This is a genomic window from Nocardia sp. NBC_01503, from assembly GCF_036327755.1.
In the GTDB taxonomy this organism is placed as follows: domain Bacteria; phylum Actinomycetota; class Actinomycetes; order Mycobacteriales; family Mycobacteriaceae; genus Nocardia.
In genome coordinates, this window is sequence record NZ_CP109596.1 from 6,428,098 (window position 1) to 6,444,701 (window position 16,604).

17 protein-coding genes are annotated in these 16,604 nt (G+C 65.8%); 8 read left to right on the forward strand and 9 right to left on the reverse strand.

Annotated features, from left to right (window positions below; genetic code table 11):
- Positions 1-84: 84 nt before the first annotated feature.
- Both OHB26_RS29335 and OHB26_RS29340 read left to right on the forward strand, forming a co-directional pair.
- Complete coding sequence (locus OHB26_RS29335) at positions 85-240, forward strand: hypothetical protein (protein ID WP_330180490.1); 156 nt, start codon at positions 85-87, stop codon at positions 238-240.
- 15 nt (positions 241-255) lie between these two features.
- Positions 256-1,050 (forward strand): maleylpyruvate isomerase family mycothiol-dependent enzyme, encoded by a 795-nt coding sequence (locus OHB26_RS29340; protein WP_330180491.1) that lies wholly within the window; start codon positions 256-258, stop codon positions 1,048-1,050.
- Positions 1,051-1,203: 153 nt separating this feature from the next.
- Here OHB26_RS29340 and OHB26_RS29345 read toward each other — a convergent pair whose 3' ends face one another.
- From OHB26_RS29345 to OHB26_RS29360, 4 genes are all read right to left on the reverse strand, one after another.
- Positions 1,204-1,401, reverse strand: coding sequence for a hypothetical protein (locus tag OHB26_RS29345; RefSeq protein WP_330180492.1), 198 nt, complete (start codon positions 1,399-1,401; stop codon positions 1,204-1,206).
- A 63-nt stretch (positions 1,402-1,464) separates the two neighbouring features.
- Positions 1,465-3,537: an acyltransferase family protein gene (locus OHB26_RS29350; protein WP_330180493.1), complete on the reverse strand. Its 2,073-nt coding sequence runs from the start codon at positions 3,535-3,537 to the stop codon at positions 1,465-1,467.
- A complete protein-coding gene (locus OHB26_RS29355) occupies positions 3,534-4,823 on the reverse strand; it encodes an ArsB/NhaD family transporter (RefSeq protein ID WP_330180494.1) in 1,290 nt (429 codons plus the stop codon). The genes OHB26_RS29350 and OHB26_RS29355 overlap by 4 nt, the downstream gene beginning before the upstream one ends.
- 37 nt (positions 4,824-4,860) lie before the next feature.
- On the reverse strand, positions 4,861-5,307 hold the full coding sequence (locus OHB26_RS29360) for a CBS domain-containing protein (RefSeq protein WP_330180495.1): 447 nt from the start codon (positions 5,305-5,307) through the stop codon (positions 4,861-4,863).
- A 353-nt stretch (positions 5,308-5,660) separates the two neighbouring features.
- Between OHB26_RS29360 and ehuB the strand changes: the two genes are divergently transcribed.
- From ehuB to ehuA, 4 genes are all read left to right on the forward strand, one after another.
- The gene (gene ehuB / locus OHB26_RS29365; protein WP_330180496.1) at positions 5,661-6,536 is read left to right on the forward strand and encodes an ectoine/hydroxyectoine ABC transporter substrate-binding protein EhuB; all 876 of its coding nucleotides are present in this window, start codon (positions 5,661-5,663) and stop codon (positions 6,534-6,536) included.
- Between the two features lie 11 nt (positions 6,537-6,547).
- Positions 6,548-7,267 carry an amino acid ABC transporter permease gene (locus OHB26_RS29370; protein ID WP_330180497.1) on the forward strand — a complete coding sequence of 240 codons (720 nt, stop codon included), beginning with the start codon at positions 6,548-6,550 and terminating at the stop codon, positions 7,265-7,267.
- A complete protein-coding gene (gene ehuD / locus OHB26_RS29375; RefSeq protein WP_330180498.1) occupies positions 7,267-7,944 on the forward strand; it encodes an ectoine/hydroxyectoine ABC transporter permease subunit EhuD in 678 nt (225 codons plus the stop codon). The genes OHB26_RS29370 and ehuD overlap by 1 nt, the downstream gene beginning before the upstream one ends.
- A gap of 64 nt (positions 7,945-8,008) precedes the next feature.
- A complete protein-coding gene (gene ehuA, locus OHB26_RS29380; RefSeq protein ID WP_330185816.1) occupies positions 8,009-8,773 on the forward strand; it encodes an ectoine/hydroxyectoine ABC transporter ATP-binding protein EhuA in 765 nt (254 codons plus the stop codon).
- Positions 8,774-8,794: 21 nt separating this feature from the next.
- Here the strand turns inward: ehuA and OHB26_RS29385 are convergent, their stop codons facing one another.
- Entirely contained in the window at positions 8,795-10,600 is a 1,806-nt protein-coding gene (locus OHB26_RS29385; protein WP_330180499.1) for a chloride channel protein, read from the reverse strand.
- 117 nt (positions 10,601-10,717) lie between these two features.
- Between OHB26_RS29385 and OHB26_RS29390 the strand changes: the two genes are divergently transcribed.
- Complete coding sequence (locus OHB26_RS29390; protein WP_330180500.1) at positions 10,718-11,467, forward strand: DUF4396 domain-containing protein; 750 nt, start codon at positions 10,718-10,720, stop codon at positions 11,465-11,467.
- A gap of 14 nt (positions 11,468-11,481) precedes the next feature.
- Here OHB26_RS29390 and OHB26_RS29395 read toward each other — a convergent pair whose 3' ends face one another.
- From OHB26_RS29395 to OHB26_RS29410, 4 genes are read right to left on the reverse strand one after another with little or no spacing between them, the layout of a single operon-like run.
- Positions 11,482-11,952, reverse strand: a complete 471-nt coding sequence (locus OHB26_RS29395; protein ID WP_330180501.1) for a nitroreductase family deazaflavin-dependent oxidoreductase — start codon at positions 11,950-11,952, stop codon at positions 11,482-11,484.
- Positions 11,953-11,973: 21 nt separating this feature from the next.
- The gene (locus OHB26_RS29400; RefSeq protein WP_330185817.1) at positions 11,974-14,322 is read right to left on the reverse strand and encodes an ABC transporter permease; all 2,349 of its coding nucleotides are present in this window, start codon (positions 14,320-14,322) and stop codon (positions 11,974-11,976) included.
- A gap of 5 nt (positions 14,323-14,327) precedes the next feature.
- Positions 14,328-15,077, reverse strand: coding sequence for an ABC transporter ATP-binding protein (locus OHB26_RS29405; protein ID WP_330180502.1), 750 nt, complete (start codon positions 15,075-15,077; stop codon positions 14,328-14,330).
- Positions 15,040-15,657 (reverse strand): TetR/AcrR family transcriptional regulator, encoded by a 618-nt coding sequence (locus OHB26_RS29410; protein ID WP_330180503.1) that lies wholly within the window; start codon positions 15,655-15,657, stop codon positions 15,040-15,042. The genes OHB26_RS29405 and OHB26_RS29410 overlap by 38 nt, the downstream gene beginning before the upstream one ends.
- 201 nt (positions 15,658-15,858) lie before the next feature.
- Here OHB26_RS29410 and OHB26_RS29415 point away from each other — a divergent pair, with 201 nt between their 5' ends.
- Positions 15,859-16,593, forward strand: a complete 735-nt coding sequence (locus OHB26_RS29415) for a response regulator transcription factor (protein ID WP_330180504.1) — start codon at positions 15,859-15,861, stop codon at positions 16,591-16,593.
- The last annotated feature ends 11 nt before the right edge of the window (positions 16,594-16,604 follow it).

Consider the following 16,604-nt stretch of genomic DNA (forward strand, 5'->3'; position numbering starts at 1 on the left):
CCACACGGGCCCGCATGGTCCACATCACATTCGGCCGGATCGGGCCTACCCTCGGACGCGTCGTGCGACCGGTACCGTATGCCGGTGCTGAAGATTGTCCTGCTGCTGATCTACTCCGTCGCCGCACAGGCGGTGATCTATACGCTGGCAAATGATTTCACGCAGGCAATGCTGTTCTCTCTGGTGGCGGGTTTGGTGGCGGCGGCCTTCGGCTGGCGGTGGCGCGGCGAATCATGCTGAACTACCGTCGATCTCGTGGCATTCCTTGATCTCGAGGCTCAGCGTGCGGCCCTACTGGACCACACCGAGCGGCTGGCCGACCTCGTCCGGGAAGCCGATCGGGACACTCCGATCCCGACCTGCCCGGGCTGGACTCTGACCGAGTTGCTCATCCATCTCGGCGGCGGACATCACTGGGCCGCGACAATGATCGCCGAACGCGCCACCACACGACTCAGCCGTGCGGCCACGCCGCACCGAACGCCACCGGCCGACCCCGATGAAGCCGACAATTGGCTTCGGCGCAGCGCCGAAACAGTTTTGGACGCGGTCGACGCGACCGGTTCCGACGTTCCCATCTGGACTCCGATCGGCCCGCCGCTCCCGGCGCGCTGGTGGATCCGCCGACGCTTGCACGAAGCCACCGTGCACGGCGCGGATGCCGCGCTGGCCCTGGGCCGCGAAGTCGACCTGGAGCCCGAACTCGCTGCCGACGGCCTGTCCGAAGCACTCGAAATCCTGCGGACCGCACTGGTTTTCACCGCCCGATCGACATCGGGTGACTCGACACCGGCACTGGGCGGCGGCGAGATCCTGAGCTTGTACGCCACCGATGACGGCCTGAAACACCCGCGCGCCTGGACGATCCGCCCCAACGGCGACACGATCCAATGGAACCACGACCCCGGCCCCGGCACGGTCACCGTCCGTGGGTCCGTGGTCGCTCTCTTCCTCACCATGTTGCGGCGCATCCCGGTCGACACCGCGCGCCTGGACATCACCGGCGACCGCGATGTCCTCACGCAGTGGCTCGAGCGCACTGTCTTCTAGAAGCGGTCGTATTCCGGGAGCCGTAGATGCCCGCGCCGTGGCCAACGTCGACAGTCATGTGCATCGGGCCGTCGAGGTGGAGGTAGTTGGTAACCGATGCGATCGCGAGATACATTCCCGGCACGCCTGAAGCAGGCTTAGCGCTCGAGTCGTCTACCTGTGCGTGGCTTTTCGGCAGCGCTGGCAGAAAGGTCTGAGGGTGCGGTTCGGGTCGAATATCCAGCGGGCGCAGCCATCGCATCGGGCGGAGACCGGCGGATCGGCGATATCGATCAGTCCGACGGCGAACATGATGGACACGACGCCGAGATAGATCAGGCACAGGCCGAAGGTGAGAGCGTCCAGAATCATGTGCGGAGCCTCCAATCGTGCAGAGAGCAATTATTGCACTGTGCAATCGATTTGCGGAAGAGGTCACCACCAGCCCAGGATCGGGCCGAGTTGACGACCCAGTGCCGGCGCGAGGGTGCGCGAGTAGGTGGCCGTCAGGTGGTGCTCGTCGTGGTAGATCAGGACGTTGCCTTCGACAGCGGGGCAGATCTCCGGTTCGCAGACGGCGTCGGTCAGGTCGATCGGATAGATATTCGGGTAGCCGGCCGCCGCTTCGATGGCGGGATTCACGGGGTTGAGGGCGTCGGCGCGTCGCATACCGCAGCCGAGGCGATCGCCGCCCTTGCTGAGGCAGTCGACCGCGCGATAGCGAATGCCGTTGTGCCGCAACCATGGTGTATCCCGGATGACGATCACATTCAGGCCGCGGGCGGTGAGTTCGTTCCACACATCCAGGTAGTCGGCGGGGGTTTCGTCCCCGCCGTCATCCACGGGGCGGGTTCCGGTGGTGAATACCCAGTCCGGTTGTTCGGTACCCAGCCGGTCGATGACCTCGCGGGTCCAGTTCACGCAGTCGGGATTGGCTTCGCCCTTGTACAAGGGTTCGGCTTCCACGGTGAGGGGACACCCCATCTTGAGATAAACGACTATGCGGAAATGGTTTTCGGTCGCGAGTAGGTCGAGGGCGGGCAGCCAATGCTCGGCGTGTGAACTACCGACCACCGCCAGGGTGCGTTCGGCTTCTTGATCACCGTAGGTGCAGGTGACGACCGTACGGGTGTTCCAATCGGCGATGCAGCCCTGCAACGTGGGAGGTGGCAGTTCCGAGGGTGCCTCGAAGACGGTTGGTCGCATCTTCGCCGGTGGTGCGGCGATACCGGCGGTCAGAGCCTCCGCTCCCGGATAGAGCACCGGGTCCAGTGCCGCCGCGGGTGCGGTGGGCTGTGAATTCACAATCACGTGCCAAACCGAGGCGGCCGCGATCACCAGGACACTCGCGAGCGCGACCCCCGCGCGTGCCAGCCAGCGGTAAGAGCGTGGGGCGGACCCGGATTCGCTCCGGGCGGCCTGGCGCAGCGGTTGCTCGATCCAGCGATGCGTCATCCAGGCCAGCGCCAGGGACAATGCGATGATCAGCAGGCCCTCGGCGAAATCGACCATGCGCTGCTCGAATTCGACGAGATAGAAGATGAGTATCGGCCAATGCCACAGGTACAACGGATAGGCGAGGGCGCCGAGCTCGACCATCGGGCGGGTGGCCAGCAGTCGGTTCGGCCAGGGCTGTTCAGCGGCGGGCAGTCCGGTTCCGGCGATGATCAGCGCGGCGGCCGTGGCGACCGGAAACAACGCGGCGGGACCGGGAAAAGCGTTGGCGCCGTTGAAGAGCCATCCGCACGCCAGCACGCCTGACACCCCGAGCACGGCGAGCACGATCCGGGTGGCTCGCGCGGGCGTCAGCAGCGGTGCGAGCACGGCGAGCGCGACACCCGCGAGCAGTTCCCACGCGCGGGCGAGACTGTCGTAGTAGTTCCAACCCTGCTGGGTGGCATGGCCATTCGCCGCGTACGCGAACGACGCGGCGCCGAGCGTGAGGGCCGCCGTCAGCGTCGCCGGGCGCACCAGCCCGGCCTTCCCGACGTGTCGGCATCCCCACGCCAGTACCCCGACGAAAAGCACTGCGGCGAGATAGAACTGGCCCTGTACCGCCATCGACCACAGGTGTTGCAGCGGACTCACCGACGGATCGGCCGCGAGATAATCCGACCACGACAGCGCGAGCTGCCAATTCTGGTAGTAGAACAGCGAAGCCAGGGTCTGATCGGCCACATCGGCCCATCGGGTGTACGGACTGATGAGCACGGTCGCCACCGCGACCGCCACGAGCACGGTCACCATCGCGGGCAGCAACCGCCGCAGGGTGCGCCGCAGGGTCGCCACCACCCCCACCGCACCGGTGGAGTCGTTGCGCCGCAACAGCAGTCCGGTGAAGAAGAAGCCCGAGAGCACCAGGAAGATATCGACCCCGCCGGAGACTCGCCGGAACCAGATATGGAACACCACCACGAGCGCGATGGCCAGACCACGCAACCCATCCAGGTCGTGCCGGTAGGGCTGGGAAGTTTCGGCGGAGGTGATGGCGTGTTCTTTTCTGCTCATGCGAGGACGAAGTAGCGCAGCCACAGATAGGGGGCGGCGACCGCCACGGTGATGGCGGTGACCACGACGCCCTTGCGGGTGAACTCCCAGAACGAGATCGGGTAGTCGGCACGGCGCGCGATGCCGAGCATGACGACATTGGCGCTCGCACCGACGGCGGTGAGGTTACCGCCGAAATCCGAGCCCAGGGCCAGCGACCACCACAGCGGGTGGCCCGGAGTGCTGTGATCCATTCCGGCGACCAGGTCGGCCACCAGCGGACTCATGGTCGCGACGTAGGGGATGTTGTCGATCACCCCGGACAGCACGGCCGACACACCGAGAATGAGCATGGTCGCCACGAGCGCGTTCCCACCGGTGGCGTCGGTTGCCGCCGAGGCGAGGCGTTCGATCACACCGGTTTTCACCAGTGCGCCGATCATGATGAACAGTCCGGCGAAGAACAGCAGGGTCTCCCACTCCACCGCCGCCATGTAATCGCGTTGCGGGAGACGGGAAACCAGGATCAGCACACCCGCGCCGAGCAACGCCACCACGGACGGCTCGACATGGAATATCGAATGGCCGACGAATCCGGTGAACACCGCCGCCAACACGAGTCCGCACTTGATCAACAGGCCACTGTCCCGGATGGCTTCGCGCTCGTCCAAGGCCATGACATCGGCGACCCGCGCGGGGTCCACCTCGAACGATCCCCGGAACAACCGCGGCAGTATCAGCGTGAACACCGCGATCTCGATGATCACGATGGGCGTCATATGAACCAGGAAGTCGTTGAACGACAAGCCCGCCCGGCTGCCGATGATGATGTTCGGCGGGTCGCCGATCAGGGTCGCCGCGCCACCGATGTTCGAGGCCAGGACCTCGGCGATCAGGAACGGCACCGGGTTGATCTCGAGTCGCTCGCACACCAGCAGGGTCACCGGCGCGATCAGCAGCACGGTGGTGACATTGTCCAGGAACGCGGACGCCACGGCCGTGATCAGCACCAGCAGGATCATGATCCGTAGCGCGGATCCCTTGGCGCGCTTGGCGGCCCAGACCGCGGTGTATTCGAAGACACCGGTCTGGCGCAGCACCCCGACGATGATCATCATCCCGAACAGCAGGAAGACGACGTCCCAGTCGACACCGGTCTCGCGGGAGTAGAACGCGTCCTCGGAATGGACCACCCCGAGCGCCAGCACTATCGCCGCACCGCCGAGTGCCGCGTGCGTCTTCGGGATTCGTTCGGTGGCGATGAAAATATACGAGACGACGAAGACGCCGATCGCGAGCACGGTCACCGCGACCACCACCCGGCGGTCGAGTCGATCGAGTGGTTCAGCGGTCGGGCAACACTGCCGCGAGCAACCGCGATGCGGTGATCACGCCGAGCAGCTCTTTGTCCTTGAGCACCGCGAGGAGTGGACTGCGCAGGCGCGCCATGACCGCGGCCACCTCGATCACAGTATCGTCGCCGTCCACCGCGGGCACATTGCTGAGTCCCTCGGGAATGACTTCGCGAACCTTCTTGCCGCGCAACTTGTCCGAGATGCGGTCGCACATCGATTCGGTCAGCACACCCGCCAGCGACGGATCGTCCTGCACATAACTCGGGACGATGAACCGCACCACCTGCGAGGCGGGCAGCACCGCCACCGGAGTGCCGCCGTTGTCGGTGACCAGGATCCCCGGCAAACGGTGTTCGGCCAGCAGTCGGGCCGCGTCCAGCGCGTTGGTGTCGAGTGTGACCACCGGGAATTCCTCGGCGAGTTGAGCAGCATGCATACCTGGAGGATACGACGCCGGACGGCATCGCGATCCGCCCTGGAAACCCCATGATCGTCCGCGTGGTTGCCACTGGAAACTCCAACGCCGAAGGGCGTGATCCGAGGTTTCGGATCACGTTCGCCGACCAGACTTCCCGGCACACCTGAGCTAAAGATGCCGTAAAGAAACCGTCAGGAGCAACTCGGGGGTCGGGGTAGCCAACGGAGGTGCCCGGTTCGGGCAGAATCATGAGCCGACAGCTGATCGTCATGTAATCGCAAGGTGTTCGACAGGATTGTCTCAAAATCGAGTCGTCAATCTGGATCGTCAATACAGACTCGACGATCGGATGACAGACTGTGCGAACTCGCGTGACAACCGAACTGTCGATGCCGCGCAGGCGGTTCTTCGCGTTCGGTGCGGCGGCGGTGGCCTTGGCCGCGTCGGGGTGCGGTGTGGGTGGGGACAAGTCGGCGGCGGTGACCTACGCGGACGCGAAGTCCTCGGGCCGCATCAAGGTCGGTTTCGCGAACGAGGCGCCGTGGGCCTTCCTCGACGCGAAGGGTGAACTCACCGGGTACGCGCCCGTCGTGGCGCGCGCCGTGTTGAAGAAACTCGGTATCGACGAGATCGAGGGCGTGGTCACCGACTTCGACGGACTGATCGACGGATTGCGGGCGCAGAGCTACGGATTCGTCGCCGCTGGGATGTTCATCAATAAGAAGCGTTGTGAGAGTTCGGCTTTCGCGATCCCGGACTATCAGGTCGGTTCGGCGTTCCTGGTGCCGAAGGGAAATCCGAAGCAGATCAACCGATTCGAGGACATCACGAGGGCTGATGTCCGGATGGCTACGCTCGGCGGGGCGGTCGAGAACGGCTACGCGGAATCCTCGGGCGTCTCGGGGAAGTTGATCGAGCCGATGGCCAAGCAGGACGATATTCTGCGCGCGGTGGGCAATGGGGACGTGTATGGGGCCGCGATGCTCGATGTGACCGCCGCCTGGTTGGTCCGCACCAACCCCGACGCCAACCTCGAGGTGACGCAGTCATTCCACTACAACCCGAAATCGGACGTGGGCACCTTCAACTTCCGCATCGACGACACCGAATTCCTCGCCGACTTCAATCGCGAACTGCGCGCACTGCATGACAGCGGTGAATGGTTGCGTCTGGTGAAGCCGTTCGGCTTGACCGCCGCGAACGAGCCCGACCGGGCCGCCACCGCCGAACAGTACTGCGCGGGCTGATCGGCTGTCCGGTGTCGGCGAATATCTCGACCTACCTCGACCGCATCCTCGCGGGTCTGCCCGCCACGCTCTGGGCGACCGTCGGCGGTATCGCGCTGACGGTCGTACTGTCCTTCCTGGCGGGTACCGCGCTGTTGTCGCCGCGGCTACCGGTGCGGGCATTGAGCAGGGTCTACGTGGAGGGCTTCCGCGGCAGTTCCGAAGTGGTGCAGTTGTTCTTCTTCGCGGTGGCGGTGCCCATCTTTTTCGGGGTGGCGATCGGGGCCACCGCGCAGGGGCTGCTGCTCATCGGCATTCTCGTGCTGGGGCTCAACCACGGCGCGTACGGGGCCGAGATCGTGCGCGGCGCGGTGCAATCGGTGCCCAAAGGACAGCTGGAGGCGGCGGTCGCGCTGAATCTGACTCCGCGCCAACGCCTGTGGCGGGTGGTGTTGCCGCAGGCGGTGGTGGAGATGCTGCCGTCGTTCAACACGCTGTTCATTCAATTGGTGAAGGCGACCGCACTGCTGAGCTTCATCGCGGTTCCCGAGATCTTCAAGAAGGCCGACGAATTGCGTGCGGTACCGGAGTTCTCACGCGAACTCGGCGTGATCTACCTGCTCGAACTGGTCATCTACCTGCTGATCGCGGTCGCGGTGACCGTGATCATGCGCTGGCTCGAGAAGGTGGCCGCGCGCCGGGCCGGGCGCACGCCCTCGAATCGGCGGCGACCGGTCGGGGCGGTGCTCTGATGCGGAAGTGGCGCTGGGACCGTTTCTTCGAGGCGTTCCCCTACATCTGGGACGGGCTCCGGGTGACTATCGAGTTCACCGTGCTCGGTTCACTGGTGGCCTATCTCCTGGGCCTGATCTTCGCGATAGTGCGTGGATTGCGCATTCCGGTGGTCGACCAATTGCTTTGGGCGTTCATAGAATTCGTGCGCGGCACGCCGCTGCTGGTGCAGATCTTCGTGCTGTACTGGATCGTCCGCCCGGATCTTCTGGGCGGTCTGGAAGTCGAGACGCAGCGGTTCATCGTCGGTGTGACCGCGCTGGGCGTGCACTACGCCTGCTACACCTCCGAGGTGTACCGCGCCGGGATCGAGGCGGTGCCCGCGGCGCAGTGGGAGGCGGCCACCGCGCTGAGCCTGCCGCGCCGTCGAGTGTGGACAGATGTGATTCTGCCGCAGGCGATTCCGCGCGTGCTGCCCGCACTCGGCAACTACACCATCGCGATGTTCAAGGAAGTGCCGTTGCTCTCGGCGATCGTGGTGCTCGACATGGTCTATCAAGTCAAGACCGTCTACGCCGGCAGTGCCGGTGGGGCCGGTCCGGAAGCCTGGTTCGCGGTGGGCCTGACCTTCCTGGCCCTCAGCTATCCCTGCTCGATTCTGGTTCGAAAGGTGCAGCGCCGTGTTGGAGTTCTCTGAAATCGATGCGGCCGAGATGAATTCCATCGTTCCCCCGCCGAATACGCCCAACGCCGACTCTCCGATGATTCGGTTCAACGATGTCACCAAGCGTTACGGTGAGACCCACTGCCTCAGCGGGTTGGATTTCTGGGTGGACCCCGGCGAATTCGTGACCCTCATCGGCCCGTCCGGGTCGGGTAAGACCACCATTCTGCGACTGGTGATGACGCTCGAACGGGTGACGTCCGGGACCATCGATATCGGCGGTGAGTGCCTGAGCCACATGCCGAAGCGGGGTGGCTTGGTGCCAGCGGACGAAGCACACCAGCGCCGGCTGCGTCAGCGCATCGGCATGGTGTTCCAGCAGTTCAACCTTTTTCCGCACATGTCGGTGCTGCGCAATATCACCGAGGGGCCGATCCGCAGCCTGGGCACTTCGCGTGACGAAGCCGAGGAGCGGGCGTTGCGGCTGCTCGACCTGGTGGGCCTGGGTGCGAAGATCGACGCCAAACCCGGGCAGCTATCCGGCGGTCAGCAGCAGCGGGTCGCCATTGCCCGAGCCTTGGCGATGGACCCCGATATCCTGCTGCTCGACGAGGTGACCTCGGCCCTGGACCCCGAATTGGTGACCGGTGTGCTGGATCTGCTCGCCGATATCGCGAAGGAAGGCGACTTCACCTTCCTCTGCGTCACTCACGAAATGCGTTTCGCCCGAGGCGTTTCCGATCGGGTACTGATGCTGGACGGGGGCCGGATCATCGAATCCGGCGCGCCCGAACAGATTTTCACCGCGCCGGCCGAGGATCGCACCCGGGACTTCCTGGCCGCGGTGCTGGATCGCGGCTGAGCTACTCGGGATGCGCTGGGGTCAGCGCGGTTTCGCGGAGGGAACCGCGCCGTGCTGAACCCCGGGCGTGGGATGCAGAACCGACAGCAGGTCCTCGTGAGTCACCCAGCCGATGACGGCGGTGTGTTCGGTGTCGACCACGGGCAGTCCGGTGCCGCCGTGGCCCGCGAGCGCGGTGACGATGTCGTGGAAGTTCGTGTCCGCGGCGACCGTTGGCAGATGTTTCACCAGTCTGGAGATCGTGGTGGGCGGTTCGGGGTCGTCGAGGGATTCGGCGACGTCTCGGGCCGAGAGACAGCCTCGGTAGCGGCCGTCGGATCCGAGTACCGGTACCAGGCCGACCGCGGATCGTTCCAGTGCGGCGGCCGCGGTGACGAGATCGGCGGTGTCGGTGATCGTTTCGACCGTCGGGTGCGCGATATCGGCGGCGACCACCGTGCTGAAGGGCGTGTGCGGGCGTTCGATATCGACCCCGCGACGCAGCAGCTTGCGGGTGTAGATGGTGTCGGTGGACAGCAGCCGTGAGATGCCGGTCGCCGCCACCACGGCGGCCATGAGCGGCAGGATGATGGTGTACTCGCCGGTGAGCTCGAACAGAATGATCACGGCGGTGATGGGAGCGCGGGTGGCCGAGGCCAAGGCCGCGCCCATACCCACCAAACCGTAGGCCCCCGCGGATTCGGTTGCGGTGGGCAGGATCTGGTGCGCCAGCTGGCCGAAGGCGGTGCCCGCCATCGCCCCGATGAACAGGGTGGGCGCGAAAACGCCGCCGGAGCCGCCGATTCCGATGGTGAGGCTGGTGGCCACCATCTTCCCGATCAGCAGGACCAGCAGCATGCCGATGAGATATTTACCCTGGACGGCGTTCTCCAGGACCGGATAGCCGACGCCGTACATCTGCGGCAGGGCGATGAGCAGTCCGCCCAGTGCCAGGCCGCCGACCGCGGGACGCGCCCATTCCGGCCCGCGCCACACCCAGTCGCACGCGTCCTCGATCAGATACAGCACCTTGGAGAAGCACACGCCCACCACGCCGACCGCCACGCCGAGCAACAGATACAGCGGGTACTCGACCGGATTGCGGACCGCGAACGCGGGCAAGGACAGAAACGCGTGATCGCCGAGCACGGCGCGTCCGACGACGCTGGCGGTGACGCTGGACAGCACCACCGCGCCGAACGATTCCGCGGCGAAGTTGCGCAGGATCAGCTCCATCGCGAAGAAGGGTCCGGCCAGCGGTGCGTTGAAGGTGGCAGCGATACCGCCGGCGGCCCCGCAGGCCACCAGCAGCCGCACCCGCGAGGTGTCGAGCCGGGTCCATTGCGCGATGGCCGAGCCGGCGGCCGAGCCGATCTGAACGATGGGGCCTTCTCGTCCGACCGAACCGCCGCCGCCGATACACAGTGCGGAGGCCAGCGCCTTGAGCACCACCACCTGCGGTGCGATCCGTCCGCCGCGTTCGGAGACCGCGTACATCACCTCGGGCACACCGTGCCCGCGCGCCTCGGGTGCGAATCGGTACACGATCGGCCCGTATATCGCGCCGGCGAGTACGGGCGCGAAGAGCAGGAACCAGAACCCGAGTGCGGGCCAGTGCCCGGAGGCGACCCGCCCGAGCCCGGAGTAGTCGTCGTAACCGGTGAAGAACCGTGTTGCCCCGACAATCAGATACCGGAATCCGATGGCCGCTACGCCGGTCGCCGCGCCCACGATCATGGCCAGCGACAACACCCCACCCGCGCTCTCCCGCAGCCAGGTGACGAAGGTGGACCGCGGGGGCAGGGAGATGCGGAGCCGACTACTCCTGGCTCCGTCGAGCGACAACATGTGGTCAGTATGCAACAGTTGCTATGTGCATGAAATGTCGGGGTCGCCCGATTCGTGCGGTAGCGCAGGATGTCAACCGTGGCGAATACGGTGTGCGAATACGGGTAGCACGACCAAATGCGCAGTGTCGAAACGGAGTTGGCCGTAGCGGATCGCGTCGCCACGGCGGTGGCCGATGTCCCGCCGTGGTTGCAAGCGCTGGCGTGGGGTGGACTCGGTCTCGCCGGGCTGAGCGCGCTGGTGTTGTTGTTCGATATCTGTCTGCTCCGATATCGGCAGCGCATGCCGGTTATGGAGGTGGTATGGCCGGTGACCGCGCTGTACTTCGGACCGGTCGCGGTCTGGATGTACCTGCGGTACGGACGGCAGCAGACGCGAAAGTGGCTCACGGGACACGGCCGAGAGGATCCGCCGGACAAGCCGCGCTGGGTGACCGTCGCGGTGGGCGTCGGTCACTGCGGCGCGGGTTGCACCCTGGGCGACATTCTTGCCGAGATACTGGTGTTCACGGTCGGGATCGAATGGTTCGGCCGGGCCTTGTGGCCGGAGTTCGCGGGTGACTTCACCGCCGCGCTGGCGCTGGGAATCGTGTTCCAATATTTCGCCATCGCGCCGATGCGCGGACTCGGCGTGCGCGAAGGTCTGATGCGCGCCGCCAAGGCCGACGTGCTGTCCTTGACAGCGTTCGAGATCGGCCTGTTCGGCTGGATGGCGTTGATGAGCTATGTGTTCTTCCCCGGCCCGCATCTGCATCCGAACACGGCGGCCTACTGGTTCCTGATGCAGATCGGGATGATCATCGGTTTCGCGACCTCATGGCCGGCCAATGTCTGGTTGATTCGGCGCGGCGTCAAGGAGGCGATGTAGGCGGGCGCGGTCGGTCAGTGCGGGCGGGTCAGTCGCAGGTGGACCATCGGCAGGGTGTCCACTGGTGCGCCGGTGGCTTCTTCGATGGTGGCGCGCAAGCGCTCCCATGCGACCGGGTGCGCATCGGCATAGCGGGCCAGTGCGGTCGCCGAGTCCTCGGCGCTCATCGGTGTGGCGATCGCGGGTACCCCGCGGCGCGTACCGATCCAGACCCGGACCTTCGAGTCGGCCTGGATATTGCGGTACCACTGCGCGCTCACCCCGAACCCGGAGACGATGACCAATTGGTCGGCAGCGGGCCGGTCGACGACCTCGAGTACGACGAATCGTGGTGCGCCACTGCGGCGCCCGGTGTGCTGAAGCATCAGCATTCGGGTGCCGAACAGGAAGCCGAGACCGGCTCGATACAGGTGGATGGGGGCTCGCACCAGTGATCGGGTGCGAAGTATTCTCGCGCCCAGGCGCGCTCCGGTCGATGTCGGCATGATGACCTCCGTGGTGTCGGACTAGCGGGCGCGTTCGCGCACGATGCGGGCGATGTCGATGCGGCGGACCAGGCGCGCGGCGGGTAGTTGGGACAGGGCGGCGGCGGCCAGTACCGCCAGCGCCGCCAATAGCGGTGCGGCCCAGCCGATGGCGAGTTCGATAGTGAACATGTCGCTGTTGAACGAGTTCAGGAACGCCCAGGCGGCGAGCACTCCGGCGGCGAGGCCGAGCGGGACCGCGAGGAGCGTCGCGGTGAGATTCTCCAGGGCGAGCATGCCGGTGATGCGGCGCGTGCGTACTCCTGTCGCGCGCAAGGTGGCCAGTTCGGTGGTGCGTTCGGCGAAATTCACGGTCATGGTCACGTAGATGACGGTGAAGGCCAGTACCGCGCCCAGGATGAGCATGACGATGATGAATATCCAGAACAGACCCAGGAATCGATCGAACTGATTCTGTAAGGCGTGGGTGTCGGTGTACGCGATCACGCCGGGCTGGCCGGTGGCCGCGTTTCTGACCGCATCGCGGTCGGCGGCGGGGTCGAAGCGCAGCAGGAAGCCGTGCATGCCGATTCCGCCGATCCGCCCTGCGGTGCCGGTGTCGGCGTACACGAAGGTGCCCAGTGGTTCGTCGAGTAGTCCGGCCAGCCGGACCTGTTGCGGTGCTCCGAAAGCCGGTGTGACGGTGATGGTTTCGCCGATGTGGACGCCGAGTCGATCAGCGAGGGGCTTTCCGGCGAGTACGCCGTCGGAGGGCAGCGTGGTCATACCGTCCGAAGTGCGGAAGCCGTGCATGGTCGTATCGTGCTGCAATCCGTTGAGTGTGGTCGTGTACGAATTCCCGTTGGCGGACACGGTGATCGGGGTGATCGTGCCGGATTCGACGGCGGCGACACCGGGGATCGCGGCCAGCCGGTCGCGCACCGCTGTGTCTGCGCCCTGGATGAGAACGGTGGCGTCCTCGTGTTCGATGACATCGAATTGCAGGTGCAGCACATTGCGCATACTGGTGAGCATTCCGACCGACGCCAGGATCAATACCAGTGCCAGTACGGTTCCGGTCATGGTCGCTATCGTGCGCCGCCGGCCGCGAGCCATCGAGCGCACCGCCATGCGGACCACCACGGGCAGCCTCGTCCAGTGCGCCGACCAGCGGGCGATGAGGCCGGGCCGACCGGGGGACAGGCCGTCACCGCGCATGGCTGCCGCCGGTGCGATGCGGGCCGCCGCGATGGCCGGGGCCAGCGCCGCGATCAGGCCCGCGATCAGGCCCAGCGCCAATCCGATCGCGGCCGTACCGATTCGATGCTCGATCACGGTGTCGGGGATACCGATCGCCCGGGTGTATGCCGAGGTCACCGCCGAGGTCGCCACGAAACCGCCGAGCAGCCCGAGTGCCGCTCCCGCTGCCGCGATGGCGACCCCGAACGTCGCATAGTGACCGATGACCGTGCGGCGGCGCGCGCCCATGGCCAGCATGGTGCCGATGATCGGGCGTTCGGTCTGCACGAGCCGGGTCAGCAGAATGTACTCGGCGATGGCCGCGGCGGCCAGGAACAGCGCCGGGAAGCCGATAGCGATCTCGGAGAAGCCCGAAAGATCCTCGTGCAGCGCGGCATTGGAGGGTTGTTCGGCCTGCGACTCGATCGCGGTCGCGCCGGCGGTCCGGAGCGCGGCGGTGACCCGGTCCCGATCGGCCGCGGTCGCGGATCCGGCCATCTCGACAAGGGTCTGGTTGGGGCGCGGTTGTCCGGTCAAGGCGAGTGCCTGTGATTGCGGGGCGAACACGACCGCGAACGAGTGTGGATCGTTCAGTACGTCCTGGCGGCTGCGCGCGGGCCACAGGTACTCCGCCGAGCGGGCCGTGCCGCTGATCGTCACGGTGCGCCAGTCGTTTCCGTCGAATACTCGCAGGTGATCTCCGGCTCGCAGACCGAAGGTGTCGGCGGCGTGCTGTTCGACTACCGCCTGGCCGGGTTGCGTCGGGTCCGGGAGCGTACCGCTGGTCAGGTCGAGCTCGTTCACTCCCGGTAGGCCCGGATCGGCAAGTCCGGCAACACGTCCGAGCAGTTTGGTGTCGCCGATGGTGAGCGGGACGTCGGCCTGGGTGCGGATGGTGACCCGATCGACGCCTTCGAGACCGCGCACCGCCGCCGCGACCGCCGCCGGATCGCCGCCGGTCGCGGTGTAGTCGGCCAGGTGTAGCCGGTCATAGGTGCGGCCATAGGAGGTTTCGAGATTGCGGAAGGAGTCGTAGCTGGCGATGAACAACATCACCCCGAGCAGTACGGTGGTCGCGATCGCGATGACTTGGGCGGGCCGTCGCCACAGTTCGCGGCGAATCTTGGTGAACAGCACCCGATGCCGGATCATCGTGCTCACCACCGAACCGTTGCCGCGTCGACCGGGCTCGCATTGGTCTCACAGGCGATCACCTGACCGTCACGCATCCGCACCACCCGGTCGGCGATGGCCGCCGCGGCCTCGTTATGGGTGACCATGACAACCCCGCGCCCGTCCCTGCTGGTCTGCTGCAGCAGCGCCAAAACCTCACGGCCGGTGGCGACATCGAGCGCGCCGGTGGGTTCATCGGCCAGCAGCAGATCCGGATCGGTGGCCAGCGCGCGAGCGATCGACACCCGCTGCTGCTGTCCACCGGACAGCTGTGCCGGAAAATGATCGCCCCGGTCGGCCAGCCCGACCGCGCTCAGGAGCTCCGGCACCCGCCGGCGATCGCCGCGCCCGGTCAACTCGATGATGACTTCGACATTCTCGCGAGCGGTCAAACTCGGAATGAGATTGAAGAACTGGAAGACGAATCCGACGTGGTCGCGGCGGAAGTCTCCGAGCGCCGCCGGTTTGATTCCCGAAATGTCTTGTCCGGCAATCACAATGGAGCCGGAATCGGCGGATTCGATACCGCCGGCGATATTCAACAGTGTCGTCTTGCCCGAGCCGCTGGCCCCTAACACCGCCACCAACTCGCCCGGCGCGATATCGAGGTCGATATCGGTGAGGGCGTGCACTGCGGCCTCGCCCACCCCATAGGTCTTGCTCACCCCGCTCAGCTGGATGCCACCGCGGGCCCGGTCAGTCCTCGATCGGTGTTTTTTCGTGTTGTCGGACATGGGAAGTCCCCTCATTATCGGTCAGTCCCGCAGCGCGCAGCAGCGGGCCGGTCACATCCACCGAGCCCAGGGTCGGGTCGATCAGGCGGTGCAGAATCAACCCGTCGATCAACGCCAGCACCACTGCGGCGGTGGCCTCCGGATCGGTGGTCACACCCTGCTCCCGGAACCATTCGGTGAGCCCGGCACGAGCCCGTGCGACGAAGGTCCCGAGTTCGGTCCGGAGTCGTTCCTCCCGGGTGGCTGCCAGCATCATCTCGCTCATCGCGATCGTCGACGGATCGGCGGCGGAGTAGGCGCTGATGGCGCTGAGTATCCGCCGCATACCCTCCGGGCCGTCGACGCCGGTCAACTGGCCCATCACAGCGTCGAATTCGTTGCGCGCCATGTGCAATGACGATTCGATCAGCAGATCGCCGACCGAACTGAAGTGGTAGTGCACGACCCCGGGCCGCACACCCGCCCGCTCGGCCGCCATGCGGGTGGTCACCGCGCCCCAGCCGCGTTCGGCGATGAGTTCCACCGTGGCCGTCATCAGGCGGGTGCGGGTCTGCTTACCCTGTTCGATCGCCGTGGCCACAGATCTCTCCGTCTAGTTTGGTCATTCACCTTGGACGTACAACCAAACTATCCGGGAATCACGCATTGTGCAACAGTTGCTGTATGCATAGATTGAGAAGTCCGGAAATGGGTACCCGATACCTTCGGCGGCGGCTCCGCTCGATCACGCCGCCGTTCGGGGCCGTGCTGACCGGGTCCGCATGCCGGTGAAGGAAGTGACATGGGTGTGAACCTGCTTGTCGTCGAGGATGACGACCGCGTGCGTCTGGCATTGCGCCTGGCCATGGAGGACGAGGGTTACGACGTCACCGAGGCGGAGAACGCGGAGAACGCGCTGCGGCACTTGCGAACTCATGGTGTGCCGGACGTGATCATCGTCGACCTGATGCTCGGTGGTATGGACGGATACACCTGTATTCGGGAGGTGCGCCGCGAACATGACGTGCCGATCATCGTCGTCAGCGCGCGGGACGACACCCACGACGTGGTGGCGGCGCTGGAGGCCGGAGCCGACGATTTCGTCACCAAACCGTTCGTGGTCAAGGAGATCACGGCCCGCCTGCGGGCGTTACGTCGCCGCGCGCGGTTGGCAGCGGGTCGCGACAACGGTGCGGACCCGAGCTTGGAACCTCCGGAAAGCCTTGTGCTGGACGCTGATTCGCATTCGCCGCTGGTCCTGTCGATTCAGGGCGGCACGGTACGCCGTGGCGATGAGCAGGTGCATTTGACCATTACCGAATTCCGGGTGCTGTGTGAATTGGCGGCCAGCCCGGGGCGCGTGCTGAGCCGAGGTGACCTACTCAACCGGGTGTGGGACCGAGGCTTCTTCGGTGACGAGCGCATCGTCGATGTCCATGTGCGGCGACTGCGCACCAAGATCGAACGTGACCCGTCCGATCCGCGTGTGGTGGTGACGGTGCGGGGACTCGGCTATCGGCTCGATGTCCAGCGGTGACCGGCGTGGCC